At 46.4% G+C, this 23,846-nt stretch carries 12 protein-coding genes; 1 reads left to right on the plus strand and 11 read right to left on the minus strand.

Annotation, left to right across the window (positions count from 1 at the left end):
• Positions 1-3 precede the first annotated feature (3 nt).
• From K1J10_RS05070 to K1J10_RS05130, 11 genes are all read right to left on the minus strand, one after another.
• On the minus strand, positions 4-801 hold the full coding sequence (locus tag K1J10_RS05070) for an NUDIX domain-containing protein (RefSeq protein ID WP_223356083.1): 798 nt from the start codon (positions 799-801) through the stop codon (positions 4-6).
• Positions 802-1,584 carry a nicotinamide riboside transporter PnuC gene (gene pnuC / locus K1J10_RS05075; RefSeq protein WP_223356084.1) on the minus strand — a complete coding sequence of 261 codons (783 nt, stop codon included), beginning with the start codon at positions 1,582-1,584 and terminating at the stop codon, positions 802-804.
• Between the two features lie 12 nt (positions 1,585-1,596).
• Positions 1,597-2,661, minus strand: coding sequence for an AAA family ATPase (locus K1J10_RS05080; RefSeq protein ID WP_223356085.1), 1,065 nt, complete (start codon positions 2,659-2,661; stop codon positions 1,597-1,599).
• Positions 2,662-2,862: 201 nt separating this feature from the next.
• Positions 2,863-3,597 (minus strand): hypothetical protein, encoded by a 735-nt coding sequence (locus tag K1J10_RS05085; RefSeq protein WP_223356086.1) that lies wholly within the window; start codon positions 3,595-3,597, stop codon positions 2,863-2,865.
• Between the two features lie 162 nt (positions 3,598-3,759).
• On the minus strand, positions 3,760-4,164 hold the full coding sequence (locus K1J10_RS05090) for a DUF4430 domain-containing protein (protein WP_048716674.1): 405 nt from the start codon (positions 4,162-4,164) through the stop codon (positions 3,760-3,762).
• Positions 4,145-4,633: an ECF transporter S component gene (locus K1J10_RS05095; protein WP_125335063.1), complete on the minus strand. Its 489-nt coding sequence runs from the start codon at positions 4,631-4,633 to the stop codon at positions 4,145-4,147. The genes K1J10_RS05090 and K1J10_RS05095 overlap by 20 nt, the downstream gene beginning before the upstream one ends.
• Before the next feature lie 11 nt (positions 4,634-4,644).
• Positions 4,645-7,074, minus strand: a complete 2,430-nt coding sequence (locus K1J10_RS05100; protein ID WP_223356087.1) for an ATP-dependent Clp protease ATP-binding subunit — start codon at positions 7,072-7,074, stop codon at positions 4,645-4,647.
• 7 nt (positions 7,075-7,081) lie between these two features.
• Positions 7,082-7,540, minus strand: a complete 459-nt coding sequence (locus K1J10_RS05105; protein ID WP_048716682.1) for a CtsR family transcriptional regulator — start codon at positions 7,538-7,540, stop codon at positions 7,082-7,084.
• Positions 7,541-7,770: 230 nt separating this feature from the next.
• Positions 7,771-11,460, minus strand: coding sequence for an alpha-L-fucosidase (locus K1J10_RS05110; RefSeq protein WP_223356088.1), 3,690 nt, complete (start codon positions 11,458-11,460; stop codon positions 7,771-7,773).
• 103 nt (positions 11,461-11,563) lie between these two features.
• The gene (locus tag K1J10_RS10760; RefSeq protein ID WP_317629281.1) at positions 11,564-15,877 is read right to left on the minus strand and encodes a sialidase domain-containing protein; all 4,314 of its coding nucleotides are present in this window, start codon (positions 15,875-15,877) and stop codon (positions 11,564-11,566) included.
• Positions 15,878-15,982: 105 nt separating this feature from the next.
• Complete coding sequence (locus tag K1J10_RS05130; protein WP_223356089.1) at positions 15,983-22,849, minus strand: Ig-like domain-containing protein; 6,867 nt, start codon at positions 22,847-22,849, stop codon at positions 15,983-15,985.
• Between the two features lie 387 nt (positions 22,850-23,236).
• Here K1J10_RS05130 and K1J10_RS05135 point away from each other — a divergent pair, with 387 nt between their 5' ends.
• On the plus strand, positions 23,237-23,707 hold the full coding sequence (locus K1J10_RS05135; RefSeq protein ID WP_223356090.1) for a COG2426 family protein: 471 nt from the start codon (positions 23,237-23,239) through the stop codon (positions 23,705-23,707).
• The last annotated feature ends 139 nt before the right edge of the window (positions 23,708-23,846 follow it).

Genomic DNA, 23,846 nt, shown 5'->3' on the forward strand with positions numbered 1-23,846 from the left:
ATCTTATCGATCCGATTGAGATTCGCTTTCTTTCCAGCGATAGGTCTTGCGTGGTTTTTTCTTAGGTACCCGCTTGACTCCTACTTCTTCAACGTAAGAACCATAGGTCACAAGGAAATTATTGGTCAAAATTTCTTTATCTGGATGGATCAGATTCACCAGCTCGGTTGCTTCGTATACGGTGAAAGGTTCTTCTAGGAGATGGAGGAAGGTTGGATTCCAAGCCAAGCGCCCTTGGATCCGCTTGATGGATTCTTGAACAATCTCATAGTGGTCAAAGGCGAAATCTTCAGCTGTCAAGACACGGCCATCTAGAGAACATTCCCCTTGTTTGAAGTCCACATCGAGGAAAAGAACTTCTTTGGCATCATCTCCAGCTCGGACCAGATTGACGGCCTCCGCAGGCAAATAGACCAGGTGGGCGATGGTGATGACCCAGCCCCGTGGGTCCCGACCAGGAGTCGAAACTGTCATTAACTGCTCGACCTTTTGAGGGGTCAACTCTAGTCCAACTTCTTCTTGAACTTCGCGGATACAAGCCTGGATAGCATCCTCGTGCTTTTGCAAGAATCCTCCAACCAAGGCGACCCGATGCTGACAAGGGTGGGTTTTCCGGCAAATCACCAAGAGCTTCAAACGCCCCTCCACAAAGCAGTAGGCCACCATATCGGTAGTTACACTTGGATTTTCATAGGTAGGGTGATCCTGCTCCTTATACCAACGGAGGAATTCTTCCTCGCTGACGACCGTCTCGTAGTATTCCTTTTCGTTCATTCCATCCGGAATGCTGCTTGTTGCCATCTAAATAGCCTCCTTTTTCACAGCTTTGCTCCATTGGTACCAACCAACCAAGCTATTGAGGGTGTAGACCCAATACATGCCTTGAATATGGATGCTCTTTCCCCACCAGAGGTAGATACTGAAGAGGTTGGTCGCAATCCAGAAAATCCATTGTTCGCGATAGAGACCGGTCATGAGAAGCTGTCCGACACCATTGGTCGCATCTGTTATACTATCACGGAAAGGGCGAGCACTGTGGATGCTTTTATAGGCGTAGCCCATCCCGATCCAAATGAGAGCGGTTATGACCAAATACTTGATCCATTCCATTAGCGTTAATTTCTTGGACTCAAAGTGAGATTCTTCTGCATCCCCCTGGTCATTGATCCGATTTGACAACCAAACATAGAGACCAATTGGTTGCATCACGAAGAAGTACAGGGTCGTCAAAACTTCTCCATAGAAGTTTTTGTTCAAGGCTAGGACGAGGTAAATCGCTGAGTTTACTGCTCCAAAGAGATAGTTACTAGCCCGACCTTCTGCTACTAGTATAACACAAACGATTCCTGTCCAGGAGGCAAAGAGCCCTAACCAATCGTGACTTGCTTCCTGATTGGTAAACTCTAGGACAAAGGGCACGCTAGATAAAGCAAGCAAATAAAGCCATTGTGTCAGAGTGCGACCTGCAAATAGGTCTTTCCAAAGGAGTTTCATAATCCCTACGAAGCCACGTTTGCCAGCTTCTCGATGGACATTTTTTAAATGCTCCCCAAATGTTTGAATTTTTTCTTGTAGTCGTTTCATGCTGCTTCTCCTTTAATCAGCTTGATAAATCGTATCGATGACACGCTTTGCTTCTTCGTAATTCCCCAAGTAGTCCTGCCCGAGATAGGCTGTAGGAATATCTGCGAGATATTGGTGGCGGAGGTGATCCAGGTGATTTGAAAAACTGTTGCGAATTTCGTCATCTGCCATGGTCATATCACGGAAGCCATCATTGACATAGGATCCAATGGGTTGGACAAATAAGATCAGATCCCATTTTTCCTTAGCGAGGATACTAACGAATAAGTTATCAAAGGTATCCGTCATACTGGTCTCTTGGCCTTCTACTTCCATATAGTAGTCGTAATAGCCCTTGGTCACCAGCGAATTCGTATCCGCAATGACCAGGCCTCGATTGGCACTACTGTCGATTAATTTTGAGGTTTGATCGTATTGTCCAAGTAGGAGATAATAATAGTCCTTAGGGGTCAGCTCATCATCCCGTACATTGTTTCTGATCTGGTACTCGCGAGCATATTCTAAGCTCACTGGCGCATCATAGAAGCGGGCCAAATCTTTTGCCAAGGTCGTCTTCCCGTTACTGGCACTCCCCATAATGAGGACCTTTTTGGTAAACTGACGACGGAAGGGTTGCGCAATGTATTTCCAATACTTGCTGGGATTTTCCCGGATGAGGGTCCCTGAGATCCCAAACTGACGCTCCTGTAGGTGCGCTTGAAAGCCTCTCGCTTCAAGCTCCTCTTGGTAAGCTTTCTCTCCAACATAGAAGATGAGTTCTTCTTTCTCTGCATCATATTGAATGGTTTCTAAGGCTGTTTTCAACCAAGGCTCCCATCCTAAGGGATAGCGAGGAAGTTCTGTCTCGTCTAATTTATAAATTTGGGTGAGTTCATCATTTGAAAAACCTTCTCGAATATAGCGAAAACGTTTTTGCAAAGGAAGGCCAACTTCTTCTCCTCGGTCACCTTTGTAACCAGAGACAATCACACAAACGCGGTCGCATTGGCGTTTTGCCCGTTGAATTAAATCAATATGCCCTTGATGAAGGGGGGCAAACGTTCCAAATACCACTGCCACTGCCACTTTTTCTTTCATCTAACTGGCTCCTTTATCATAATGTCAAAACATGTTTTGCTTATGATTTTATTATAAACTATAATTTCAATCTGTCAATACCTTTTTATAAAAAAATATATTTTTATAAAACAAAAATTAAAAAGATTCAACTCTGTATGTTATTATACAGAATTGAATCTCTGATTTCAATCATTTTTTAAATTTCTCAGTGGCGAGCCATTATTCCCGAACCAAGGCATGCGCATGGCCATTTTCTGTCACTTGAACACTTGCTACTTGACCATCTTGACCGACAACTATATCCAGGCTAGCTGCAGATCCATCTTGGGTGGAAATCAAGCCAGCATGGTAATGGCCTTGATCCAAGTTGTATTCATAGCTTCCAATTGTATAGCCCACTGCATCGCTACCCGGAGTTTGAATGGTTACTTGTCCACCTTGTCCGATGCTTACGCCTGTATCGCGACCGTCGGTCCAACTACCTGCTGCTCCTGAATAATCCCCTGAGGCATAGCTCAAGACACCTTTATAGCGTGGGTTCTCTGTCTTAGAGGCTTGTTCTTTGGCAGTCGTGCGACCTTCTTCCAAGCTAGGACGTTTTTGTTTTTCTGGTGCTGAGTTCACTACTGGTTTTGTTTCTTTGGAAGGAGTTGGAACCAGGCCTTGACTGGCTTCTGGAACTCTTGGTGTCACTGGAGTTGATGGTTTTTCTTGGCTCGCTTGTGTTTCGCTCGAAGCGATGGCAGGAGATTGTGCAACTTCTGTGCTTTGTGTGGTTTTGCTTGCGGTCTTTTTCTCTTCTTTTTTACTAGTAGAGCTTTGTTTCACTTGCGCAATTTTACTAGTTGAAGATGGACTGGTTTCCTTTTTCTTTTCTGATCCACATCCGCTTAAGAGAAGAGCAGCTGTTAGAGCAAGGGTAAATAGACTAAAGAAGGTTCCTTTCATTTTCATGGCAATACCTCTCTTTTTGTAACATTTGTTACATTTTGTAATATAATTGTAACATTTATCTATAGGGAAGTCAAGAGGATTTGCAAGTCTTATAAAAAATAGAAACTAGTTTCAAAAAAGAGTGAACAAATGGAGCCCTACTCCAAGCATTCACTCTTTTTCTTATTGATAAACTTCTTGATAAAATTCGATGGTATCTCCATCTTGGACAGTTGTTTCTGCTGCCCCTTTTGGTGCCATCTCTCCATTAATCTTGTACATCCAATAAAGTCCCTTGCTTTCGTCCTGGGCTACGCCATCGATCGAGGTGATGAGGCCACTCTTTTCCTCAATCTTGTAGTTAGCTTTCAGGACTTCCATCAGGTTGGCTTTTTCAGCAACCTTCAAGGTCTTGCTATGAGCTTCTTTCCCTTCAGGGGCGATACTGACCGTAATGGTAATTTGTTTTTCTTTCGCTACTTGTGAGCTTGAAGCTGAGCTTTCCGTAGTCGATGGTGTGCTTTGTCCGCAACTGACCAATACAAGAGCTGCTAGGACAGCAAAGAAACTATAAAGTGTTTTTTTCATGATACAATCTCCTAAATACTACATAAAGTAGAGGGTAAAAACAGGCGGTGGAAAGGGCGTGGGCTAGGTTAAAGCTAAAGCCATTCACCAGGGCATAGGTCCACCAGGGCATGTGGTAGAGAACAGCATAAAGACTGTCAATCAGCACCCCGTAGAGAAAGGATAAGATACCGACCACTAGGGTTTGGACTTGCAAAGACAAGTGGCGGTAAAGCCCCCGCCAAAGAGTCAAGAGGAGGCCAAAGGCCAGTATCTGAGCGAGCACCACTGGGCTCATCCCCAAGAGAAAAGCCGAGGTAAACATGGTGACCGCCATCACCAAACAGGCAAATTGCCAGTCTTCAAATAGCACCAGTAAAAAGAAAATGGCACTAATGGGTTGGACATTGGGCAAGAAGGCAAAGGCTTGTCTCAGCACCACACAGAGGGCTGCTAAGAGGGTGATTCGGGTCAAGCGTTTGAGAGGCACTGCATATCCTCCTAGTCAATCGTGAAGTTAAGCTGACCAGACTTGACACCTACCTTGAGGGTTTGCCCTTCAGCCACTTCTCCTCTCAAGAGGATCTCTGCCAAGTAGTCTTCCACCTGAGTCTGGATGGTCCGGCGCAAAGGACGCGCTCCCATCTCTGGATCATATCCATGAGTCGCCAGCCATTTAAGAGCAGACGCTTGGAATTTCAGAGTAATGCCCTTCTCTGCTAGAGATTGAACTAGCGGTTTCACCATAATCTTGACAATCTCATGCATTTGGTCACTGGTCAAGCTATGGAAGACTACCTTCTCATCAATCCGGTTGATAAACTCTGGTCGATAGGTCTTCTTCAACTCTTCGAAGATGCGTTTCTCCATATTGGCTTGGTCAAAGCGAATATCCTTGGCGCCAAAGCCAACTGTCTTATCATCTCGTAAAGCGGTAGCTCCCAAGTTTGAGGTCATGATAATAATGGTATTGGAGAAATCTACCTTTCGTCCCTTGCTGTCGGTCAAGACACCGTCATCCAATACTTGCAAGAGAACATTAAAGATATCTGGATGGGCTTTTTCCACCTCATCAAACAAGAGGACTGAATAAGGTTTGTTGCGGACTTTTTCCGTCAACTCGCCCCCTTCTTCATAACCAACATAGCCTGGAGGGGCACCGTTGAGACGACTGGCCGCAAATTTCTCCATGTATTCACTCATGTCAAAGCGGATCAAAGCAGACTCATCATCAAAGAGGACCTCAGCCAGCGCCTTCGCGAGCTCGGTTTTTCCGACCCCAGTCGGACCGAGGAAGAGGAAGGAACCAATCGGCCGTTTGTGAGACCGAATTCCCGACTGATTACGACGAATGGCTCGGCTGATACTTGAGACAGCCTGATCCTGACCGATCACGCGCTTATGAAGTTCTGCTTCCAATTCAAGGTATTTCTTAGCCGCTGTTTGGGTTAGTTTCTCCACAGGAATGCCTGACAATTGACTGAGCGTCTTCAGGATATCCTCTTCCTTGACTTCTAGCTGGTAGCCTTTTGGACTGGCATCTTCTTTTAGTAACTGAGCAACTTTTTTCCACTGCCCCTTGAGCAAGGCTTGATCAGCAGCTGTCAGATCAGACTGAAGACCGGCTTGAGGCCCCTCATTTTGCACGGTCGCTGCCGCCTCATCCAAGAGGTCAATGGCGGAGTCAGGCAAGAGGCGACTGGTCAAATAACGATTGGCATAGACAACAGCTGTCTCAATAGCCGCATCCGTAATATGGACGCGGTGGTGACGTTCATAGGTCTTCTTGAGACCTTGCAAAATCGCGATGCTATCTGCGACAGAGGGTTGCTCAATCAAGACCTTAGCAAAGCGGCGTGACAGAGCAGCGTCTTTTTCAATGTGTTTTTGGTATTCTTCTTGTGTGGTCGCCCCTACGGTCCGCAAGGTGCCGCGAGCCAAGGCAGGCTTCAAGATATTGGCCGCATCCAAGGTAGAGTCAATCCCAGAGCCAGATCCCATAATGGTATGGAGCTCATCGATGAAGAGGATGACATGGCCATCTTCTTCAATATCATTGATGATGTTGTTCATCCGCTCTTCAAAATCTCCACGGAACCGCGTCCCTGCGACAACATTCATCAAGTCCAACTCTAAGACCCGCATTTTAGCCAGCTCCGTCGGGACATCTCCACTGGCAATCCGTTGGGCCAAGCCCAAAGCCAGAGCAGTCTTGCCGACACCAGCATCACCTACAAGGACCGGATTATTTTTCGTTTTGCGGCTCAAAATCTGAATCATCCGCGAGATTTCTTGATCCCGGCCAATCACCGGTTCCAAGCTGCCATTGCGAGCCATTTCTGTCAGATCCCGGGTGTAGTCTTCCAAACCACCGCTGGTAGAGGCTGGCATGCCCATCATATTTCCCATGGTTTGACGATTGGGTTGCTGGGCCCGATAGAGAGAACGAATGGCCTTGACAGCTTCCTTGTCCCAACCTGCTCGTTGCTCCAAGCTCTTACGAAGCTCGACGATTTTAATGCCCTCTTCCTGATCATCATAGCGGAAGCCGACATACTCCAATACTTGAGAAGCCAAGGTTCCCCGTTCTAAAAGAAGCGCCAAGAGGACATGCTCTGTTCCAAGACTTTTGGCATGGACTGCCTGGGCAATCTCTTGGGAACGTTTCATGATTTCTTCGACACGGAAAGAAAAAGGAAATACCTCATAGCGGCCATCCCGTTGGTAGACTTGACCCGTAATGTGCTCAGCCGCATCTTGAAAATCATCAATCTGCATAGGATAGTCACTTAAGACGGAACCAGCTACACTATAAGGATTATTGGCTAGGGCCACTAGGATATGCCAGGTATCTAGCGTTTGGGACTCAAAATGACCCGCCAAGATTTGAGCGGCTTCAATCGTTTCTAATAGGGCTTTTGAATAGTTCATAAGGAGATTACATTCCCTTTCTATCGACTTGTTGGATAATTTTTCGTAGGATATTGGCTCGTAAGCGATGGGCTTCACTTCCCAGAACCTCGTCTGTCGTCGTCACTGACAAAAGCTCTGCCTCTCTCTTTGTAAGGAGTTTTTCTTCAAATAGCATTTGAAGGATATCGCCAAAAACAGTCTGACTGATTTGTTCTCCGATGCTTGCGCCAAGCTCTTTTAGCATCTGGTGTTGATCTGAAAATTGGACCTTGCCAATCCGGATATAACCGCCACCTCCACGCTTGCTCTCTACGATATAGCCTCGACTTTCGGTGAAGCGGGTTTTGATCACATAATTGATTTGACTAGGAACAACTTGGAAGACATCCGCTAATTCGCTTCTCTTGAGCTCTGCGATGCCTGCTTGGGCCAGTAGCGACTTGATATAGGCCTCAATGCTATCTGATGTATTTTTACTTGCCATGATGCTCCTTTCTGACGTTTTCATTCTAGATAAGCTCTCTGCTTTTTAGAGGATCAAAAATGGTCTCATTATCCATGATGTTATTCTTGACCTTATCTGACTATTATACAATTTTTACGCCTGTAAATAAAGCAAAGACTACGTCGAGATGGAATCGGAGGACCCTTGTTGGTAGCCAGAAGGAGGCCAAAAAAGAGGCTAGCTATTGCTAACCTCTTGTAGAAGGGACTTTAGGATTTCCGACGAGCGTATTTCACTCTTCCGCCTAAGAAGCCTAAGCCGAGTAGTCCGATCCAAGCTAAGAAACTTGCCTTCTCTGATCCTGTCTGAGGCAGTTTTTCTTGGGACTGCACAGGGTCCGGAGTTACTGCTTCTACCTCAGGAGAAAGAGGAGTCTCTTTCGAAGCCGTCGGTTTCAAAATTGGAGCAATTCCACTTTCTTTTTTGTCTTCTGGAGGAAGGAGCTGTTTTGTTTCTTGTGAATCTTCACTAGGACTTGTTGGTAGCGGCACTTCGGGAATAATAGGATCTTCTTCCACTTCCTTCGTCCCGACTTCCGTAATCTGGTCCTGGGCCTCCACTTCGACAAAGGCATCGACTTCTGTCCGAATTTCTTTGCCTTCTTCTTGTCGAACCTCGATCAATTTCAATCGGCGTCCGACCTTCCCTGCTTGAAGGATCCGGCTTTCGCCCTTGGCCAAGTCCTTGTTCTCACGTGTTTGACTCTCAAATGGAATCTCCTCCGCTTCGATGAGAAGTTCTGGCTTTTCAAGAATCAAATCCCGAATACCTTCTTCTGGCCGTGTCTGCGTCAGCGGTTCATAATTGTGAACATCTCCTAAGATGGTTTCAAGGGCTTCGACTTGATTGGCTGCAGCAACCAAATCTGGTCGCTCTTGATCCAACAACTGAGTCAAGTCCGTCAATTGTCCTTGAACCGTCGGTTTGAGGTCTGCTTTCAAGCGATCGAGAGAAGTAGCCTTGATCTTTTCTACTCCTTCTCTGATGATCTGTTGCAGCTCTTCTTGACTGAGCAACTGACTATCTTTCCCTGATAGGATAAATCGGTCTACCTGGATGGCTCTGGATGATTGAGGGTCATTGAGGGCTGGATCCAGATGCAGGCGTAGCTGGTGGTAGCCTTTTGCTAGGCCTTGCAGATTGACCAAACTCTGGTCGAGCTTGCGTTGATCTCCATAGCCACTGAAATAATGATCGCCTTCGATTTCATAATCATGGCCACGACCTTCTTCGAAGGCTATTTCTTTTCCATCCAGAGTGACGCTGTAGAGCCCATGGCTTGGATCGACCACTCCTCGGACCTCCACACCAGTGCCCTTAAAGGTAATGGTCACTTCAATGTGTTTCTTGCCTTCCTCATCGGTCACTTGGTTAAAGCTGGACCAAGATTCTGTGCCATTTGAGAAGTTTTGATTGTCTGTCTCGTGGTGCCAACCCTCACTGTAATGCAGTTTTGGATCTTGATCATCCACTTCTTTGCGATTTTCTGGCAACTGGTCTTCATTCATCACTTGGACTGTCAGTTCTGGAATAAAGCCGACCAAGCTTCCTTGATCCGGATGCAGCAATTTGACCTTAAAGTCATAGACGTCGGTCGCTTTTCCTGCAAAATCAAGGGTTGGAACTTGGACTGTTTTTTCTGTCTCGCCATCTGCGAACTCAAGGGTGACGTTGGTATCTTTGTAGACCTTGCCATGAACCCCTGTTCCTGGTTCTGTGATTAATTTGAGACTGGCACTTCCTTTAGAGCCACCTTTTCTCTTGACGACAACTTGCGCTGGGTCGCCTTTCTTAACGGCTAGAGTTGGCTGAGCAAACTCAAAGAGACCCTTTTCTTGGTTATTGAGGGCATAAATCCCTTCCGTTGCGATCGCATCTCCCTTGCTATTGACCAAGGTCAAAGTGTGGGATCCTGCTGCCAAGTCCGGTGTTTCATAGACCTTTTGGCTGCGTTTGCGGCTTGGGCTTTGGATATTGACCGTCGCTAGTTTTTGGCCATCGACATAGACATCCATTTCCCCATGACCAGGGTCGACAGTTGCGACGACATAGGCCTTGGTGCCTTCAAATTGATAGGTCACGGAAGCTCCCTTTTCCTTGGTCCACATAGAGGTGCCTCGAACACCTTCTCCCTCTTCATTCCATTGGCTATTGGCCCGCTCAGCAGTCCGGTCGGAATGATAAGTCAAACCAAGCGGATAGCCATCGGTTTCTTCAATGCTGGCTGGCGTCTTATAGACAGAGACTCCGTTCAAGATTGGAGTAGCTTGGGCATCGGTGATGGACACCCGGATATAGCGACTATCAACTGGTTGCCCTTTGATCAAACGGCGATATCCTACGGTTGAACCAGCCCCAAAAGGAACCCATTGACCATTCACAGCCACATCAATGTTGAAACCAGAAATCCGTTGGCCTTTCTCGATCGTTTCCTTGAGCTCTACCACATCAAAGTGTTGCTCTTTTCCAAGATCGAGGACAAAAGAGCCGGTCTTGGCATCATCTGCAGGTGCCCAACTGGTCTTTTCATCGCCATCTGTCAAATGGCTGGCTGAATAATGAGCATTGCGTCGTGTCGAGTCAGCTTCTACCAAAGCTCCTGCCGCATAGTCCACACTGTAGAGCTGGTCCATGGTCTGACGGAATTCTTTCAAACGGGCTACATCGGCATCCGCAAATTTCCCATCTTGATTGGGTGGAATATTAAGCAAGAGCGGGGTTCCACGGCCGACTGATTTGAAGTAAATGTCCATCAATTCGCGCAAGGACTTAGGCTCTTGGTTGTCATGGTAGAACCAGCCGGAGCGAATGGAAACATCCGCTTCTCCCACTGAGTATTGCTTCCCTTCTGGATCCCCGTGATTGAGGTAACTATTGGATGGATTGTTGCGGATCTTATCCGGATTGACCTTATGCCAAACTGGATCTCCAGCGATTCCCTTTTCATTTCCGATCCAACGAACATTGGTGGGCTCAGCTGAGAAGATGGCAATGTCCCCTTGGGCCTTACGAATGGCATCAAACCACTTGTCGAAGGTATAGGTGACTTTTTGAGCCCCATCGCCCCGCGCTCCATCCATCCAGACTTCTACGAACTTGCCCTTGTTTCCATATTTTGGATCTTCAAGGATTTCTTTGAGCTGGTTGAGATAGTATTCGTTGTATTGGTCCTCTGTATCCACATGGTAGAGCGGGCTGTGAGCATCCCAAGGCGAGAGGTAGACCCCCATATCCATGTCATACTTGCTGGCAGAAGCAGAAACCTCGGCTAGGATATCGCCTTTTCCTTCCTTCCAACCACTTTTAGCAATGGTATGGTCGGTGTATTTAGAAGGGTACAAGAGGAAGCCATCGTGGTGCTTGACGACCATGATCGTCCGTTTAAAGCCCGCGTCTTTCAGGGTTTTGATCCACTGATCGGTATCCAGATGCTCTGGATAGAAATAATAAGGATCTTCTTGCCCATCTCCCCACTCACGATCATAGTAAGTATTCATCCCAAAGTGGATGAAAGCTGCTAGCTCTTCGCGGTGGTATTGCATCTGAGCCTTGCTTGGAAGTGGTCCATAATCCGCAATCTCAGGCTCCTCATCTAGAGAAGTGGCTGGTTGACTTGCTTCTGTCCCTTGGCTGACTGTGCGATTTTCTTTCTCACTAGTAGCTGGTGAAGGCTGTTCTGATTCTTCTTGGTGCTCGTTCACAGTTTTCTCCTCCTTTCCTTGATCTCCTGCATTGCTCGTTTCAACCCGTTCTTCACGTGGTTCACTATTCTCAGCTTGTTCCTCTGCGTAACTGGTAGTGACTCCTAAAAAACAAGTCGCTACGACTACCGAGCAGACGCCTACTGAGAGTTTACGAATGCCAAATCGATTTCTCTTATCAAATAATCTTTTTCCCATACTCTATTCCTTTATGTCACCAGGTAAAGAGGGTGGGGCTTCCCCATCCTCCTTCTTTTACCTGTGAACTTTTTTCCGTTATTTGCTAGTTTCTCTAGCTGTTTTACTTGGCTTTATTGGCTCTTTTTTTCTGATTGTCCAGCACAGCACTGGCAAGGCCTGCCGCTAGGATTCCAGCAACGAGGCTTGCGACGCTTTCTTCCGTTCCTGTATTTGGTAATGTACCTTCGGAAACTGAAGTTGCTGAAACTGCTGGTGTTTGAGCTGTTTTCTTGACTTCCTTCACTGCTGAAACGATTCCTTTCTGACTGACAGGTTCCACCCCAACAGATGACTTAGAAGTTTCTGTTAGTTCTGGTCTTTCTGAGCCATGAGGATGTTCTGAGTTCGGAAGCGGTTGTGGCTGAGGTGCTGGCTGTGGCTCTGGTTGTGGTTCTGGCTGCGGTTGTGGCTCTGGTTGTGGAGTGTCTGGAAGTACTTCTTTCGTGCCCACCTCTGTGATTTCTGCCACTGGATCTAGCTCTACAAAGGCATCCAGTTCCTTCCGGCTTTCCACACCATTTTCTTGAGAAACTTCCACCAAGCGCAATTTGCGGCCTTTTTGACCTTCTTGAACCACACGTTTCTCACCTTTTGGAAGTTCCGCATTTGGACGTTCTAAGCGTTCAAAGTCCATTTCTTCTGGCTCAATCACCAACTCTGGTTTGGTATGAACCAGATTCTTGACCCCTTCTTCAGGAATGGCCGAGCCTGTAGGAAGCGGACTTCCTGGTAATGTGAGGGAAGTCACCTCTACTGGAAGACCATGCAGACTGGCTATTGATCCTGAACCAAGTCCTATCACGCTTGCACCCGCATCATTTCTACCAGCCTTAAAGAGGAGGGTATGAGCGTCTTTTTGCGTTACAAAGGAAAGGCTATTTCCATTTGAAAGGGTAAGAGTCGTTGGCTCTGTTACCAAGACTTCGTGGTTGAAGCTAACTGCCAACAGTCCTTCTTCTGTTTCTTCCAACTTTGTAGCAAGAACTTTTGTATCATGGTGAGCTCCGGTTAAGAAGGTCCAGTTGAATTTCTTAAAGGAAAGAGTGTAAGGATTTCCTCCAGACTCATAGTGTTCGTACAAGAGCCCAAACTCATCCGGTCCGATTTGTTGAAGAGAATTGTAGGCATACTCTCCGTCTTGGATCAAGTAATGGTGAAGCCAAGTCAGTTGACCATCTTCCTCTACACGAGCAACGCGAATGTAGCCATTCTTACGGCCTGGACCATTGGCATTGGCTAGAAGGATGTATTCTTTGCCATCCTGAACTGTATGAGTCGCTGCCATTTGGACATAGACATCTGGCACATCATAGCGGTCTACATGGTTATCCCATGTTAGCCCACCATCATGACTTGTTGCTACTTGTAAGTCGCCGGTTAAACCTCGCATAAAGAGTTTCAACTGGCCATTATTGAGTTGTACGACTGAGGACTCTGTATTTTGAGCATAGTAGTCACTCATGGTGCTGGAATCAATCACTGTCCCATCTGTAAGGGTTCGATTGTCATTGACACCGCCACCTAGTTGCCATGTCTTCCCATGATCGTCTGAATAAATCACACGAGAGGATTGAGAGCCATTGAGGTGGTGGGTACGGTTGGTCGTATAGGTTGGAACAATGATGCGGCCTTTATGCGGTCCTGTATGGAGAGTAATTCCCACTCCAGGTCCCACACCAAAGAATTTCATCCAATCAGCCTTGACCATTGGGGTGATATCTTGAGGGGCTGACCAGGTCTTCCCATCATCATCACTGTAAGACATCCATAGATAGCTTTCTTTAGCAACTCTAAATGGAGAAGTTTTATTCGTTGTAAAGTAGATATTGCCTAGCAATTGATCACCTTGGTATAGGTCTCCCTTGTCGCTGTAAGATGGTTTAACAGGATCTACAACAACTCGATAATCGGTCGCTTCACCAGCTGGTGTGTAAACAATTCCATCTTCACGAATGGTATAGCCAGCTTCTTCCCCTTCTCGGTACAAAATCTGATAGGTTTTCCCATTGATTGTCTTGTAGGCTTCTTCTTTTTCATCTGACATTCCAAAGATACCTTTGCCCTCTGGAAACATATCATAGACTGAAAAAATTCGTTTAGTCTCCGGATCTTGCACCAAGACCATATCGATATTGACTGGTGAACCAATCGTTGGATCGTCCGCTTTTGGATTGTCTCGCAAATTCGTAACTGTAATCCGATCGCCCCATGTTTGTCCATTGTCCTCACTTCGTCTGACAACCATACCGATATCACCCCAGTCATAGTGGTGCAATCGACGTTCATCAGCTCCAGCAATCAAGGTTCCTTTGTCAGTCTTCAACAAAGCAGGAATACGATAGCTCGCAATTCCATCTGGATTGGTTTGCCCATCCTCACCTCCTGTAAAGATATCCACCTTATCTGTCAAGACTCCACCCTCCGGCATTTTATCTGGAAGTGGTTGGCGCAGGAATAGTTGGGAACGTTTTGCTACTTCTTCTGCTGTAAATGGACGGTTATAAATGGTTAAATTCCGAACTTCAAGCGGACTACCCCAGACCTCTTCAGATCCTCGACGAGTCGCACCAATTTGCATATGGGTCACATCTGGCTGATCGAGTAAGAAACGACCTGATTTAGAACTTACTTTAGAAAGCACACCGTTCACATATAAGGCAATTTCTCCTTCTGGACTGTTATTATCCGGACGTTTTACTGTTACGGTAATAGAATTCCATTCACCCTTCTTCACAGACAATGGCGCTTCGTTAAAGGAATCGTAGAACTGATGACCATTGCTATCTCGGCCCTCGACGATAGGGACACCATTGTTCACTGCAATTGTGAAATATTCATTGTTATGACTAGCTGATGATACTGAAAATAGATTGTAGAAATTTGGAGCTTGGGAATCTGCCTTGTATTCGATATGAATAGTTGCTTCGCTTAATTGCTTCGCCACTTCAAGATCCGCGCTCAGATCAACTTTTTTATCCTCTGCATGGATTGTTTCCTTGTCCTTATAGACAAGAAGTTCATCTTTTACGAAAGGTCTACGCGCCACGTCATCACGCTCAATCGGTGCTGGATCATCTGGAACTGCATCTTTTGTAAAATGAAGACGGTATTCTCGCGTCAAACTTCCATCCTCTGCAGTCACTCTCACCAGTGCAGGCAAGCGTGGATCATCTGCCTGAACCACCGTCACTGCTGCTCGTCCTTTTGCTTGAGCTGTCACCTTTGGCAACGAATCCTTGTAAGAAATAGTGTAGTCTTGCTGCGCCATTCGGAAATTGTTGAGAGGGCTACCACCTACCGAAATGTCTGCTTCAATATCCTTATCCGCATTTTCTTCAGGAGAATAAAAACCTAATTCGACAATGCCAATTCCTTTCTTATCATCCTGTCTTTCCATTCGGAAACGCATAGCTTTTGCAGATGTTGGTTCATATTCGAGGATCGCTTTTGCACCAGATACTATGGGTGAAGTGAGTCTATAGTCAACTTTTTCCCAATTTTCAGCCTTATAAAGAGGATGCTCCGGTGTGTAGCGAAGATTCGAATAGTATTCTGGAATCGTAAAATCCGGTCCAATATATTTTTCTAAAACCAATTTAGACGGAGTTCCCGTCTCCTTATCAGCAAAGAATTGGACCTTGGCATGATCCGATGTCTTTTCAACAATGTTCCCATCTTTTTGGTAAATGACTCCAACTGAAACTTCCTTACCTTCCGGATTTGAACTCCAATTCGTCCATCTATAGCGCTCATCAGTATAGCCATCATTGATGTAATCCACATAATCCTTTGGATTCGATGTGATGTCATTGCTTTCCGTTGCAAAAGAACGATTCCCTTGCTCATCGTATTCTTCATTCAGTGAGAGGTTTTCAGCTTTTTTATCTGAAATTCGAACCTTCATAGTCGTTGTAAGTGGGGTCCCCACCACCTTACCTTTAACAACCAATTCTTTAGCTACTTTCAGATCTGTTTCACTGACTGGCTCCCACTCCGTTTCGGCCTCTTTTACTTCAAACTGGTCTCCCTTAGGAGAATAGACAGGAACTGTCGTCGGCAAATTCAGAGACTCTCCTCGTCTTATAAAACGACTATATTCTTGAGCAGCAACGGGTTCAACAGAAGCAATGGTATTCGTTTCCCTTGTAGCAGATTCTGTTAGGTGTTCGCTATTTTCCGATTTCCGTTCTTCCCCCTGATCTCCTATATTGCTCGTTTCAACCCGTTCTTCACGTGGTTCACTATTCTCAGCTTGTTCCTCTGCGTAGCTGGTAGTGACTCCTAAAAAACAAGTCGCTACAACTACCGAGCAGACGCCTACTGAGAGCTTGCGAATGCCAAATCGATTTTTCTTATCAACTAATCTTTTTCCCATATTCCATTCCTTTATGTCATCAGGTAAAGAGGGTGGAGACTTTCCCCATCCTCTTTCTGTTACCTGTGAACTTTTCACCGTATAGTTGCTGGCTTATCCAGCTTTTTACTTGGCCTTATCGGCTCTTTTTTTCTGATCGTCCAGCACAGCACTGGCAAGGCCTGCCGCTAGGATTCCAGCAACGAGGCTTGCGACGCTTTCTTCCGTTCCCGTATTTGGTAATCTACCTTCGGAAACTGGAGCAGCTGAAACTGCTGGTGTTTGAGCTGTTTTCTCGACTTCCTTCCCTGCTGCATCTGTCCCTTCCTGACGCACTGCTTTGACCTCAAGAGATGCTTGAGGAGTTGAGGTAGCTACTGGTCCTTCTGAGCCATGAGGATGTTCTGGGTTCGGAAGCGGTTGTGGCTCTGGCCGTGGTTGCGGCTCTGGCTGTGGTTGCGGCTCTGGCTGTGGTTGCGGTTGTGGCTCTGGTTGTGGCTGAGGTTCTGGCTGTGGCTCTGGTTGTGGAGTGTCTGGAAGTACTTCTTTCGTGCCCACCTCGGTGATCTCTGCCACTGGATCTAGTTCTACAAAGGCATCTAGTTCCTTCCGGCTTTCCACACCATTTTCTTGAGAAACTTCCACCAAGCGCAATTTGCGGCCTTTTTGACCTTCTTGAACCACACGTTTCTCACCTTTTGGAAGATCCGCATTTGGACGTTCTAAGCGTTCAAAGTCCATCTCTTCTGGCTCAATCACCAACTCTGGTTTGGTATGAACCAGATTCTTAACCCCTTCTTCAGGAATGGCTGAGCCTGTAGGTGCTTTTGCGGAGAGAGAAAGTTGATATACTTTTTTGAGCTTGCCATTTTCTGAGACAACCTTGACAAGAACTGGAGCATTGACACTTTTAGCATCCACGACCGTAACGGCTGTTCCATTCTTGCCTTGTGCTGAAACGATTGGACGGTCTCCCTCATACTCTAGATGATAATCTGTCACATCTGGGTTAAATCCTTCTAGGTCTTTGCCATTCACTTGGATCGTAACGTCAGTTGTTGCCTGGGCCTCTTCTGTTGGAGCATAGGCGCTCAATTCAACGATTCCAATTCCTTTTAGATGTTCATCACGGACCATTCTTAAACGGATGGCTTTGGTTCTGGTTTCGTTGAAGCTGAGGTTAGAGATATAACCAGGTTCAAAGGCATAATCCAAGCTGTACGGGATTTCTTCCCAGTTAGAGGCCTGGTTAAATGGATGATCTGGAAGATTCTTCAGATTGCCATAATCATCCGGAACATCAAAGTCTGGACCAATGTAGCGTTCAAGAACAGTTTTCGTTGGCAGACCTGTTTCCTGATCTGCAAAGAAGTCGACCGCTACTTTATTGACCAAACGCTCTGTTACTTGACCATTTTTCTTGAAGATAAGACCAGCAAATACTTCAGTTTGATCCGGTTCTCTCTTCCAGTTGGTCCAGCGATAGTACTCGTTGTAGCCACCATCATTGATGTAATCGATATAGTCGATTTGATTTGGATCGAGATCATTGGTTTCACTAGCAAATGCCCTGGTATCTTCTGCATTGTAGTCACGGTTCACAGAGAGGTTTTCTCCTGTCTTTTCTGACACCCGGACGGTCAGCTGAGCTGTCAGATCATAGCCAATGACTTTTCCTTCCAGCGTGAAGCTACCTTCGTGAGAAAGTGCATCAGCTGGTAGAGGCTTCCAGTCCACTGTAAGTTCCTTGCGTTCATAGCCTGTATCCCCTTGGAAGTAAACGCCTACGGTAGATGGTAGAACCAGATCTTGACCGACTTTCACAAAGCGGCTACCTGCTTCCACTGCTACTGGAGCAGCTTGTTTCAGTTTTTCTGCATCGCTTGTGAGATGGAGGCGGTATTCTTGTAAGATGGTGCCATCTTCCGCTTTGTGGATGACACGGATTGGCTCCCCTTCATGGACACTTGGCACAACCGTTGCAAGACCGTGATGGCTGGCTGTCGCTTCCACTTGTGGATAAGCCCGATCACGCGCATCGATGTAGTAATCGGTCACACTTGGGTTGACACCTGGCAATACATCGCCATTGACGCGAATGGTCAACTGGCTCTTCTCTTCTGCCGCAACCTTATTGGCAAAGATCTGAATCTCTGAAATAGAGCTTCCACGCTTGCCTTCTGGCGTCTTCATACGGATACGAACAGCATAGGTGTTGACTTTATCAAAACTGAAATGATTCATCTTGCCAGCTGCTACCGGTTCTTCAACGGTTAGGTTGCTGACTTCTTTCCAGTTAGCTGGATTGTTAAATGGATGGTCTGTTTCGTCTTTGACACGATTTGGATTGCTTGGAACTGTTGGGATTTGTTCCCCTGTATAGTACTCAATCACATACTCACTTGGAGCCCCAACGCCGTGGTCTTCGTGGAAACCAACATGGAGGTTGTCCACTGCTCGCTTGGTCAAGATACCAGAATCCCCAAACAAGATACCGACAGAATCTTCCGCATTGTTACGGCCCCAGTTGGTCCAACGGTTAGCCGGAGCATCGGTAAAGGAGATGACCTTGTCATTGACCTTAGCGACTGGATCTGCATCGTTAGAGTCACTTGCAAAAGCGAGTGGCAGGACAGATCCTGTCCATTGCTCTGCTACGTTGGCCCCCTTGACTGTGTTTGCGGAAACACGAATATGAAGACGTGTTGGAAGATCCGTTCCTTCTACACGACCGGCTAGGACAACTTCTCCTTCTTTAGCCAAGAGTTGCGGATCGACCGCATCCCAGGCCACCTTAGCTGTATAGGTCTTACCATTAGAGTGATAGGTCCGCACGCTTTCTGGAAGAGCTGGTTTTTCGCCGACTGGAGTGGTGGTGCTGACTTCTTCTACAGCGATAATGCCTTCAACCGTCACTTGAGCTTGGGCTTCTTTTTCCACACCCTCAACATGACCTGTGACTGTAAAGCTATGGTAATCCTTGACTTGATCTGCGGTTACAGCATCCCAGGTCACGCGTTTTTCTTTCGGGAATCCCTTGTCATACTCGACCAAGACGGTCTCTGGAAGAGCTGGCATCACGTTTCGATCCGTACTAATCCGTACAGGACGCACCTTCACAACCGTCTTTTCTTCTGGATTTGGCGTGATGGTAAAGCTGACTTCTCCCTTTTGTCCTTGGAAGTTGGCTTCTAAATGAACCAATCCTGCTTCCCGCAATTCTAAACCTTTATTGGTTGCGACGGCTTTTCCTTGGCTACCAGTTCTTGTCTTCACATCAATTTGATCTGCTTTGAGACTTGCCTGGCTACCATCTTGGTAATGGGCAATGACTTCAAGTGGTACCGTTTGGTCTTCCTTGAGTTCCTGTCCTTCTGGCAGACGCAATTCCAAACGCTCGATCTGTGGACTTTCTTCTTGGAATTGGACCACATAGGTCTGTACAGCTCCCGTATCCTTAGCCGTTACAAAGATTTGGGCTTTCAAACCATTTTCGCGATTAGCTTGTAGGACCGTCACTTGAGCATTTTCTGCACTTGCTGTGACTTGACCTGGCTCTTGACCATAAGCGAGGGAACGGAAAATGGTATGGTTGCCGCTACCAAATTTTGGAAGAGCTACTCCATCTAACTGAACCGTTGGTTTCTTAGCCTTGGCTACATCTCCTCCTGCAACCACTAGTGTCGCTTGGACCGTTTCCCCATTGCCTAGGAGTCCTGTCGCTTTCAAGCGAGCACCTGGTGTGGACAACTGATCTTCTTGACCAGCTTCCAAGGTCCATTGATCGACCTCATAGTGGGCAGTGGTCCCATCTGTGAAGACTAATTGCACAGCCTTATCCACCGTTGCTAGATCTTCTCCCTGTGGGATTTGTTTGATAACTGGAAGGACTTGTTCCACGCCGATCACATCGACCAGAGCTTCGACCGTGCGTCCTTGAACATGACCGGTCACACGGACTTGGCCTGCACGGCTATAGTCTGCCGCATCCCATTCAACGGCTTCTTCTTGGGCCTTGCCATCACTATAGACCACATTGACCTTACTTGGTAAGGTTGGTTTTTCTCCTAGATAAGCACTTTGTCGAACAGGTTCCACACCTAATACAGTGCGTTCTGCTTGGTCCTTCTTACCTGTAAAGAGACTGACTTGGTCTGACTGCAAGCGGTCTGAGTCTGCATACAGGGTAAAAGCACCTGCTTGCTCAGTTGATTTGACAATGACCACCCCTTTGCCGTTGAAGGCTTTGCGTTGCCATGAGCCATCTTCCTGCGCTTTGTAGCGTTCACGGCTGGCTTGTTCCCCATTATCGACACCGACAATTTGGCCTTGTCCATGCAAATGGAAATGTACCAAATTATTGGCAGTTGGTACAACACGACCTTCTTCATCGACGATTTCATAGGTAATATAGGTCAAATCCTTACCGTCCGCTGCAATCGCGTGTTCTTCTTTCAACAAACGAACACCCGCAGCCTTTCCAGCTGTTTCGACTTGATCTTTCGCGATCACTTCTCCTGCTTCGTTGCGCGCAATAGCTTCCACTTTACCTGGTACATAAGGGACCAACCACTCTAGATAGAGTTCATCCGGATTTGCCCCTTCTTGGTAGGTTCGGCCATCAGCTGTAGTCTTCTTGGTAAAGGTCTTGACTCCTTGTGATTCCCCATTGACAATCAATTCCACACTGTGGGCATTGGAGAAGGCACGAACAGGAATCCGACCTTCTTCATCCATGACACGATTGGCTAATTCTGGATTGTCCCAGTTCCAATGTGGTAAGAGATGGACCATTGGATGTTTCTCAGCTGATACCCATTGACTTTGGTAGAGATAAAAATCATTCTTTGGAAGGCCGGCAGTATCGACAATACCGAAATAAGAACTTTTCACAGGTGTGTCATTTTGGTTGTGCCATGGTGTTGGCTCACCGATATAGTCGGTACCTGTCCAGATAAATTGACCTGCATAACCGGCATGATCGCGGTCAAAGGTCCAAGAGGCGGTTGCTGTCCGCCCCCAACCAACCCGGTCATTGCCGTAGTCTGATTGTTCATAGTGGCGGTCTTCTTGGTTGCTGCCGACCCACTCTCTTTCAGGATGGTAGTAAGAGCCCCGCGTCCGCGTTGCAGAAGAGGTTTCAGAACCATAAATGAGCCAGTTTGGATGTTTAGCGCGTAGGCTTTCATAGTTGGCCTCTGAGTAGTTAAATCCAACCGCATCGAGCTCTGCCGCTACCTTTTCATGCCCTCCTGATCCATCACCAAAGCGGAATTTATCAGCTCCCATGGTGACATAGCGAGTTGCATCCACTTCCTTGATGGTCTTGACCAGACGACGAACGGTTGCGACAGACTTATCAGATCCATCTGCTTCACCGACTTCGTTACCGATTGACCACATCACAATAGAAGGATTGTTCTTGCCTCGCTCTACCATGGTCCGAAGGTCATAGTCAGACCACTTATCCCCTTTTCGAGCTTCTGGATGCGTTGCATCCTTTTCAAAGAATCGACCGTAATCGTATTGTTTCTTGCCACCATACCAGGTATCAAAGGCTTCTTCTTGGACCATCAAGCCCAACTCAGCCGCAATTTGCAGGGTTTGTTCACTCGCTGGGTTGTGGGTCGTCCGAATGGCATTGACCCCCATGTCCTTCATCTGTTTGAGACGGCGGTATTCAGCCTTGTAATTTTCCTCAGCTCCGAGGGCCCCATGATCATGGTGAAGGGAAACACCGTGGAATTTCGTAGCCGCTCCGTTAAGGAAGAAGCCCCCTTCTGGTGTCCAGTTGAGATAGCGATAACCAAAACGTTCCTTTTGCACATCGACCAATTGCGAATCCCGATAGACCCGTGTATACAGAGTATAAAGGGCTGGGTTATTGGTTTTGACATCCCAGAGCGTTGGTTTTTCAACATGAAGGGTATGAGACAGGTTGATCTCTTGACCAGCCAAAACGGATTGCACTTCACTGCGTACCTTTTCACTGACCACTTGACCATTTTGATCGACGATTTCGTATTCCGCATAAATACTGTGGGCTTGATCATCTTGGTTGACAATACGACTCTTCACAAGGGTATCGACTGCCCCATTCTGTTGTTCTTCTAATTTTGGACTAGTGATGGTGGTTCCATACTTAGCCACATGGACCTTGTCCGTCACACTGAGTTTGACATCACGATAAATCCCACTTCCAGAATACCAACGGCTACTTGGTTGTTGGTTGACCACATGAACCGCGATGGTGTTTTCACTTCCATCCGCATTTAAATAAGGGGTAATATCATAAGAAAAGGCATTGTAGCCATTTGGATAATGACCCACAAATTGTCCGTTTACATAGACTTTCGAATCCATGTAAACTCCACCAAATTCCAAGCGGACTTTCTTATCTAAATCTTTGTCATCCAAACGGAAGGTCTTGCGATACCAAGCATCCCCACCGTTTAATTGTCCCCCTTCATTTTGAGCCGGAGAATTGTGATCGAAGTCAAAGAAGATTGACCAATCATGTGGCAAATCTAATTTTTTCCAGTTTTTGATATCCACCTGGCGACCTTCTGCACCAGGAGCTGCGTTTAACTTGAAATACCAGTCCTTGTTAAAGTCTCGTTCGCGATCTTGCACCATGTCCTCCGCTACTTGTTTTTGATCCTTGGTAGCCTCTTCAGTAGCCCCAGCAGACCGTTCACTTGTTTGTGGTTCCACCTGTGGCTTTTCGATTTCGCTCTCATTTCTTTCAGGAGTAATCACAGCAGGTGCCTCTAAAGTTGTTGAAGCTTTATCACTTGTCCCAACCTCTCCATTCGTCACCTCTGACGCTTCCCTTGTAGCTGTCATCTCCTCTTCTGTTACAGCTCTTCCTTCTTCTTCAGCTAAGACAGATGGAGCTCCAAAAAAAGATACACCGATTAATACAGAACAAGCTCCAACCGCGAGCTTGCGAATACTAAATACACTGCGCTTTTCAAAAAAAGACTTTCCCATATTTAACCTCCTCTTGGGATTTTTAACAATGTAAGCGCTTTCTAAAATGCGTTTGCAAAAAAAGAAACTCTACATTTTAACTATACCAAAAGTTGAGGCTTAAACAAGAGAGCTAGCTAAGAATATATAGTTTGTACTGAAAGAACTATACTTTGTCGAACTGATTTTTATTAGCAAAAATAGCCTTGTCTAGAGAATTAATCTATAATAACATTTCTTTCATATACGAGAACTTGAGAAAGAAATCGTGAGGATGATCCCAATTTAATACAAAGGATTCGAGCTCCCTCTATTTTCATGCCTTCAAAAGGGATTCTCCTGTCTGAAATAGTTGTCATTCCAGCGGAGATAAGGTAGAATGAAAAGGATGAATTGAAAGGATGACACATGAACTACATTATTACTTTTTTGATCTCCATGATTCCTCTGGTAGAACTTCGTGGAGCTGTTCCCTACGCCATCTCTAGCGGAATTCCTCTTTTGCAAGCCCTCCTGATTGGGGTCGTTGGCAACATGCTTCCTGTCCCTATTATTTTCTTTTTCGCTCGCCATATCCTGGAGTGGGGGAAAGAAAAGCCTGTTATCGGGAATTTCTTTACCTGGTGTCTCAACAAGGGACATCGTGGAGGACAAAAACTAGAAGAAGCTGCAGGGGATAAGGGAATCTTTTGGGCCCTACTCCTATTCGTCGGTATTCCCTTACCAGGAACTGGAGCCTGGACTGGAACCCTCGCCGCCTCTATTCTAGACTGGGACTTCAAACGGAGCGTCCTTGCTGTTATGCTGGGAGTTGTCCTAGCAGGTCTCATCATGGGATTTCTCTCGCTCCTCTTTGGACTGGATACCTTTGCGCATTAATCACTAAAAGGACTGAAACATCTGTTTCAGTCCTCTTAGTATGTAGACAACCTATTTTTTACATGATAAATTGCAAGAATAAGTGCAACATTTACTTGAACTCATCCTCTAGAGCTTCACAAGCAGTTCTGTAAGCTAA

The organism is Streptococcus australis (assembly GCF_019930045.1).
Taxonomy (GTDB): Bacteria; Bacillota; Bacilli; order Lactobacillales; family Streptococcaceae; genus Streptococcus; species Streptococcus australis_D.

Excerpts from the sequence above, each read along its gene's own strand:
- K1J10_RS05070 (WP_223356083.1), bottom strand. The coding sequence starts at position 801 with ATGGCAACAAGCAGCATTCCGGATGGAATGAACGAAAAGGAATACTAC.
- pnuC (WP_223356084.1), bottom strand. The coding sequence starts at position 1,584 with ATGAAACGACTACAAGAAAAAATTCAAACATTTGGGGAGCATTTAAAA.
- K1J10_RS05080 (WP_223356085.1), bottom strand. The coding sequence starts at position 2,661 with ATGAAAGAAAAAGTGGCAGTGGCAGTGGTATTTGGAACGTTTGCCCCC.
- K1J10_RS05085 (WP_223356086.1), bottom strand. The coding sequence starts at position 3,597 with ATGAAAATGAAAGGAACCTTCTTTAGTCTATTTACCCTTGCTCTAACA.
- K1J10_RS05090 (WP_048716674.1), bottom strand. The coding sequence starts at position 4,164 with ATGAAAAAAACACTTTATAGTTTCTTTGCTGTCCTAGCAGCTCTTGTA.
- K1J10_RS05100 (WP_223356087.1), bottom strand. The coding sequence starts at position 7,074 with ATGAACTATTCAAAAGCCCTATTAGAAACGATTGAAGCCGCTCAAATC.
- K1J10_RS05105 (WP_048716682.1), bottom strand. The coding sequence starts at position 7,540 with ATGGCAAGTAAAAATACATCAGATAGCATTGAGGCCTATATCAAGTCG.
- K1J10_RS05110 (WP_223356088.1), bottom strand. The coding sequence starts at position 11,460 with ATGGGAAAAAGATTATTTGATAAGAGAAATCGATTTGGCATTCGTAAA.
- K1J10_RS10760 (WP_317629281.1), bottom strand. The coding sequence starts at position 15,877 with ATGGGAAAAAGATTAGTTGATAAGAAAAATCGATTTGGCATTCGCAAG.
- K1J10_RS05130 (WP_223356089.1), bottom strand. The coding sequence starts at position 22,849 with ATGGGAAAGTCTTTTTTTGAAAAGCGCAGTGTATTTAGTATTCGCAAG.
- K1J10_RS05135 (WP_223356090.1), top strand. The coding sequence starts at position 23,237 with ATGAACTACATTATTACTTTTTTGATCTCCATGATTCCTCTGGTAGAA.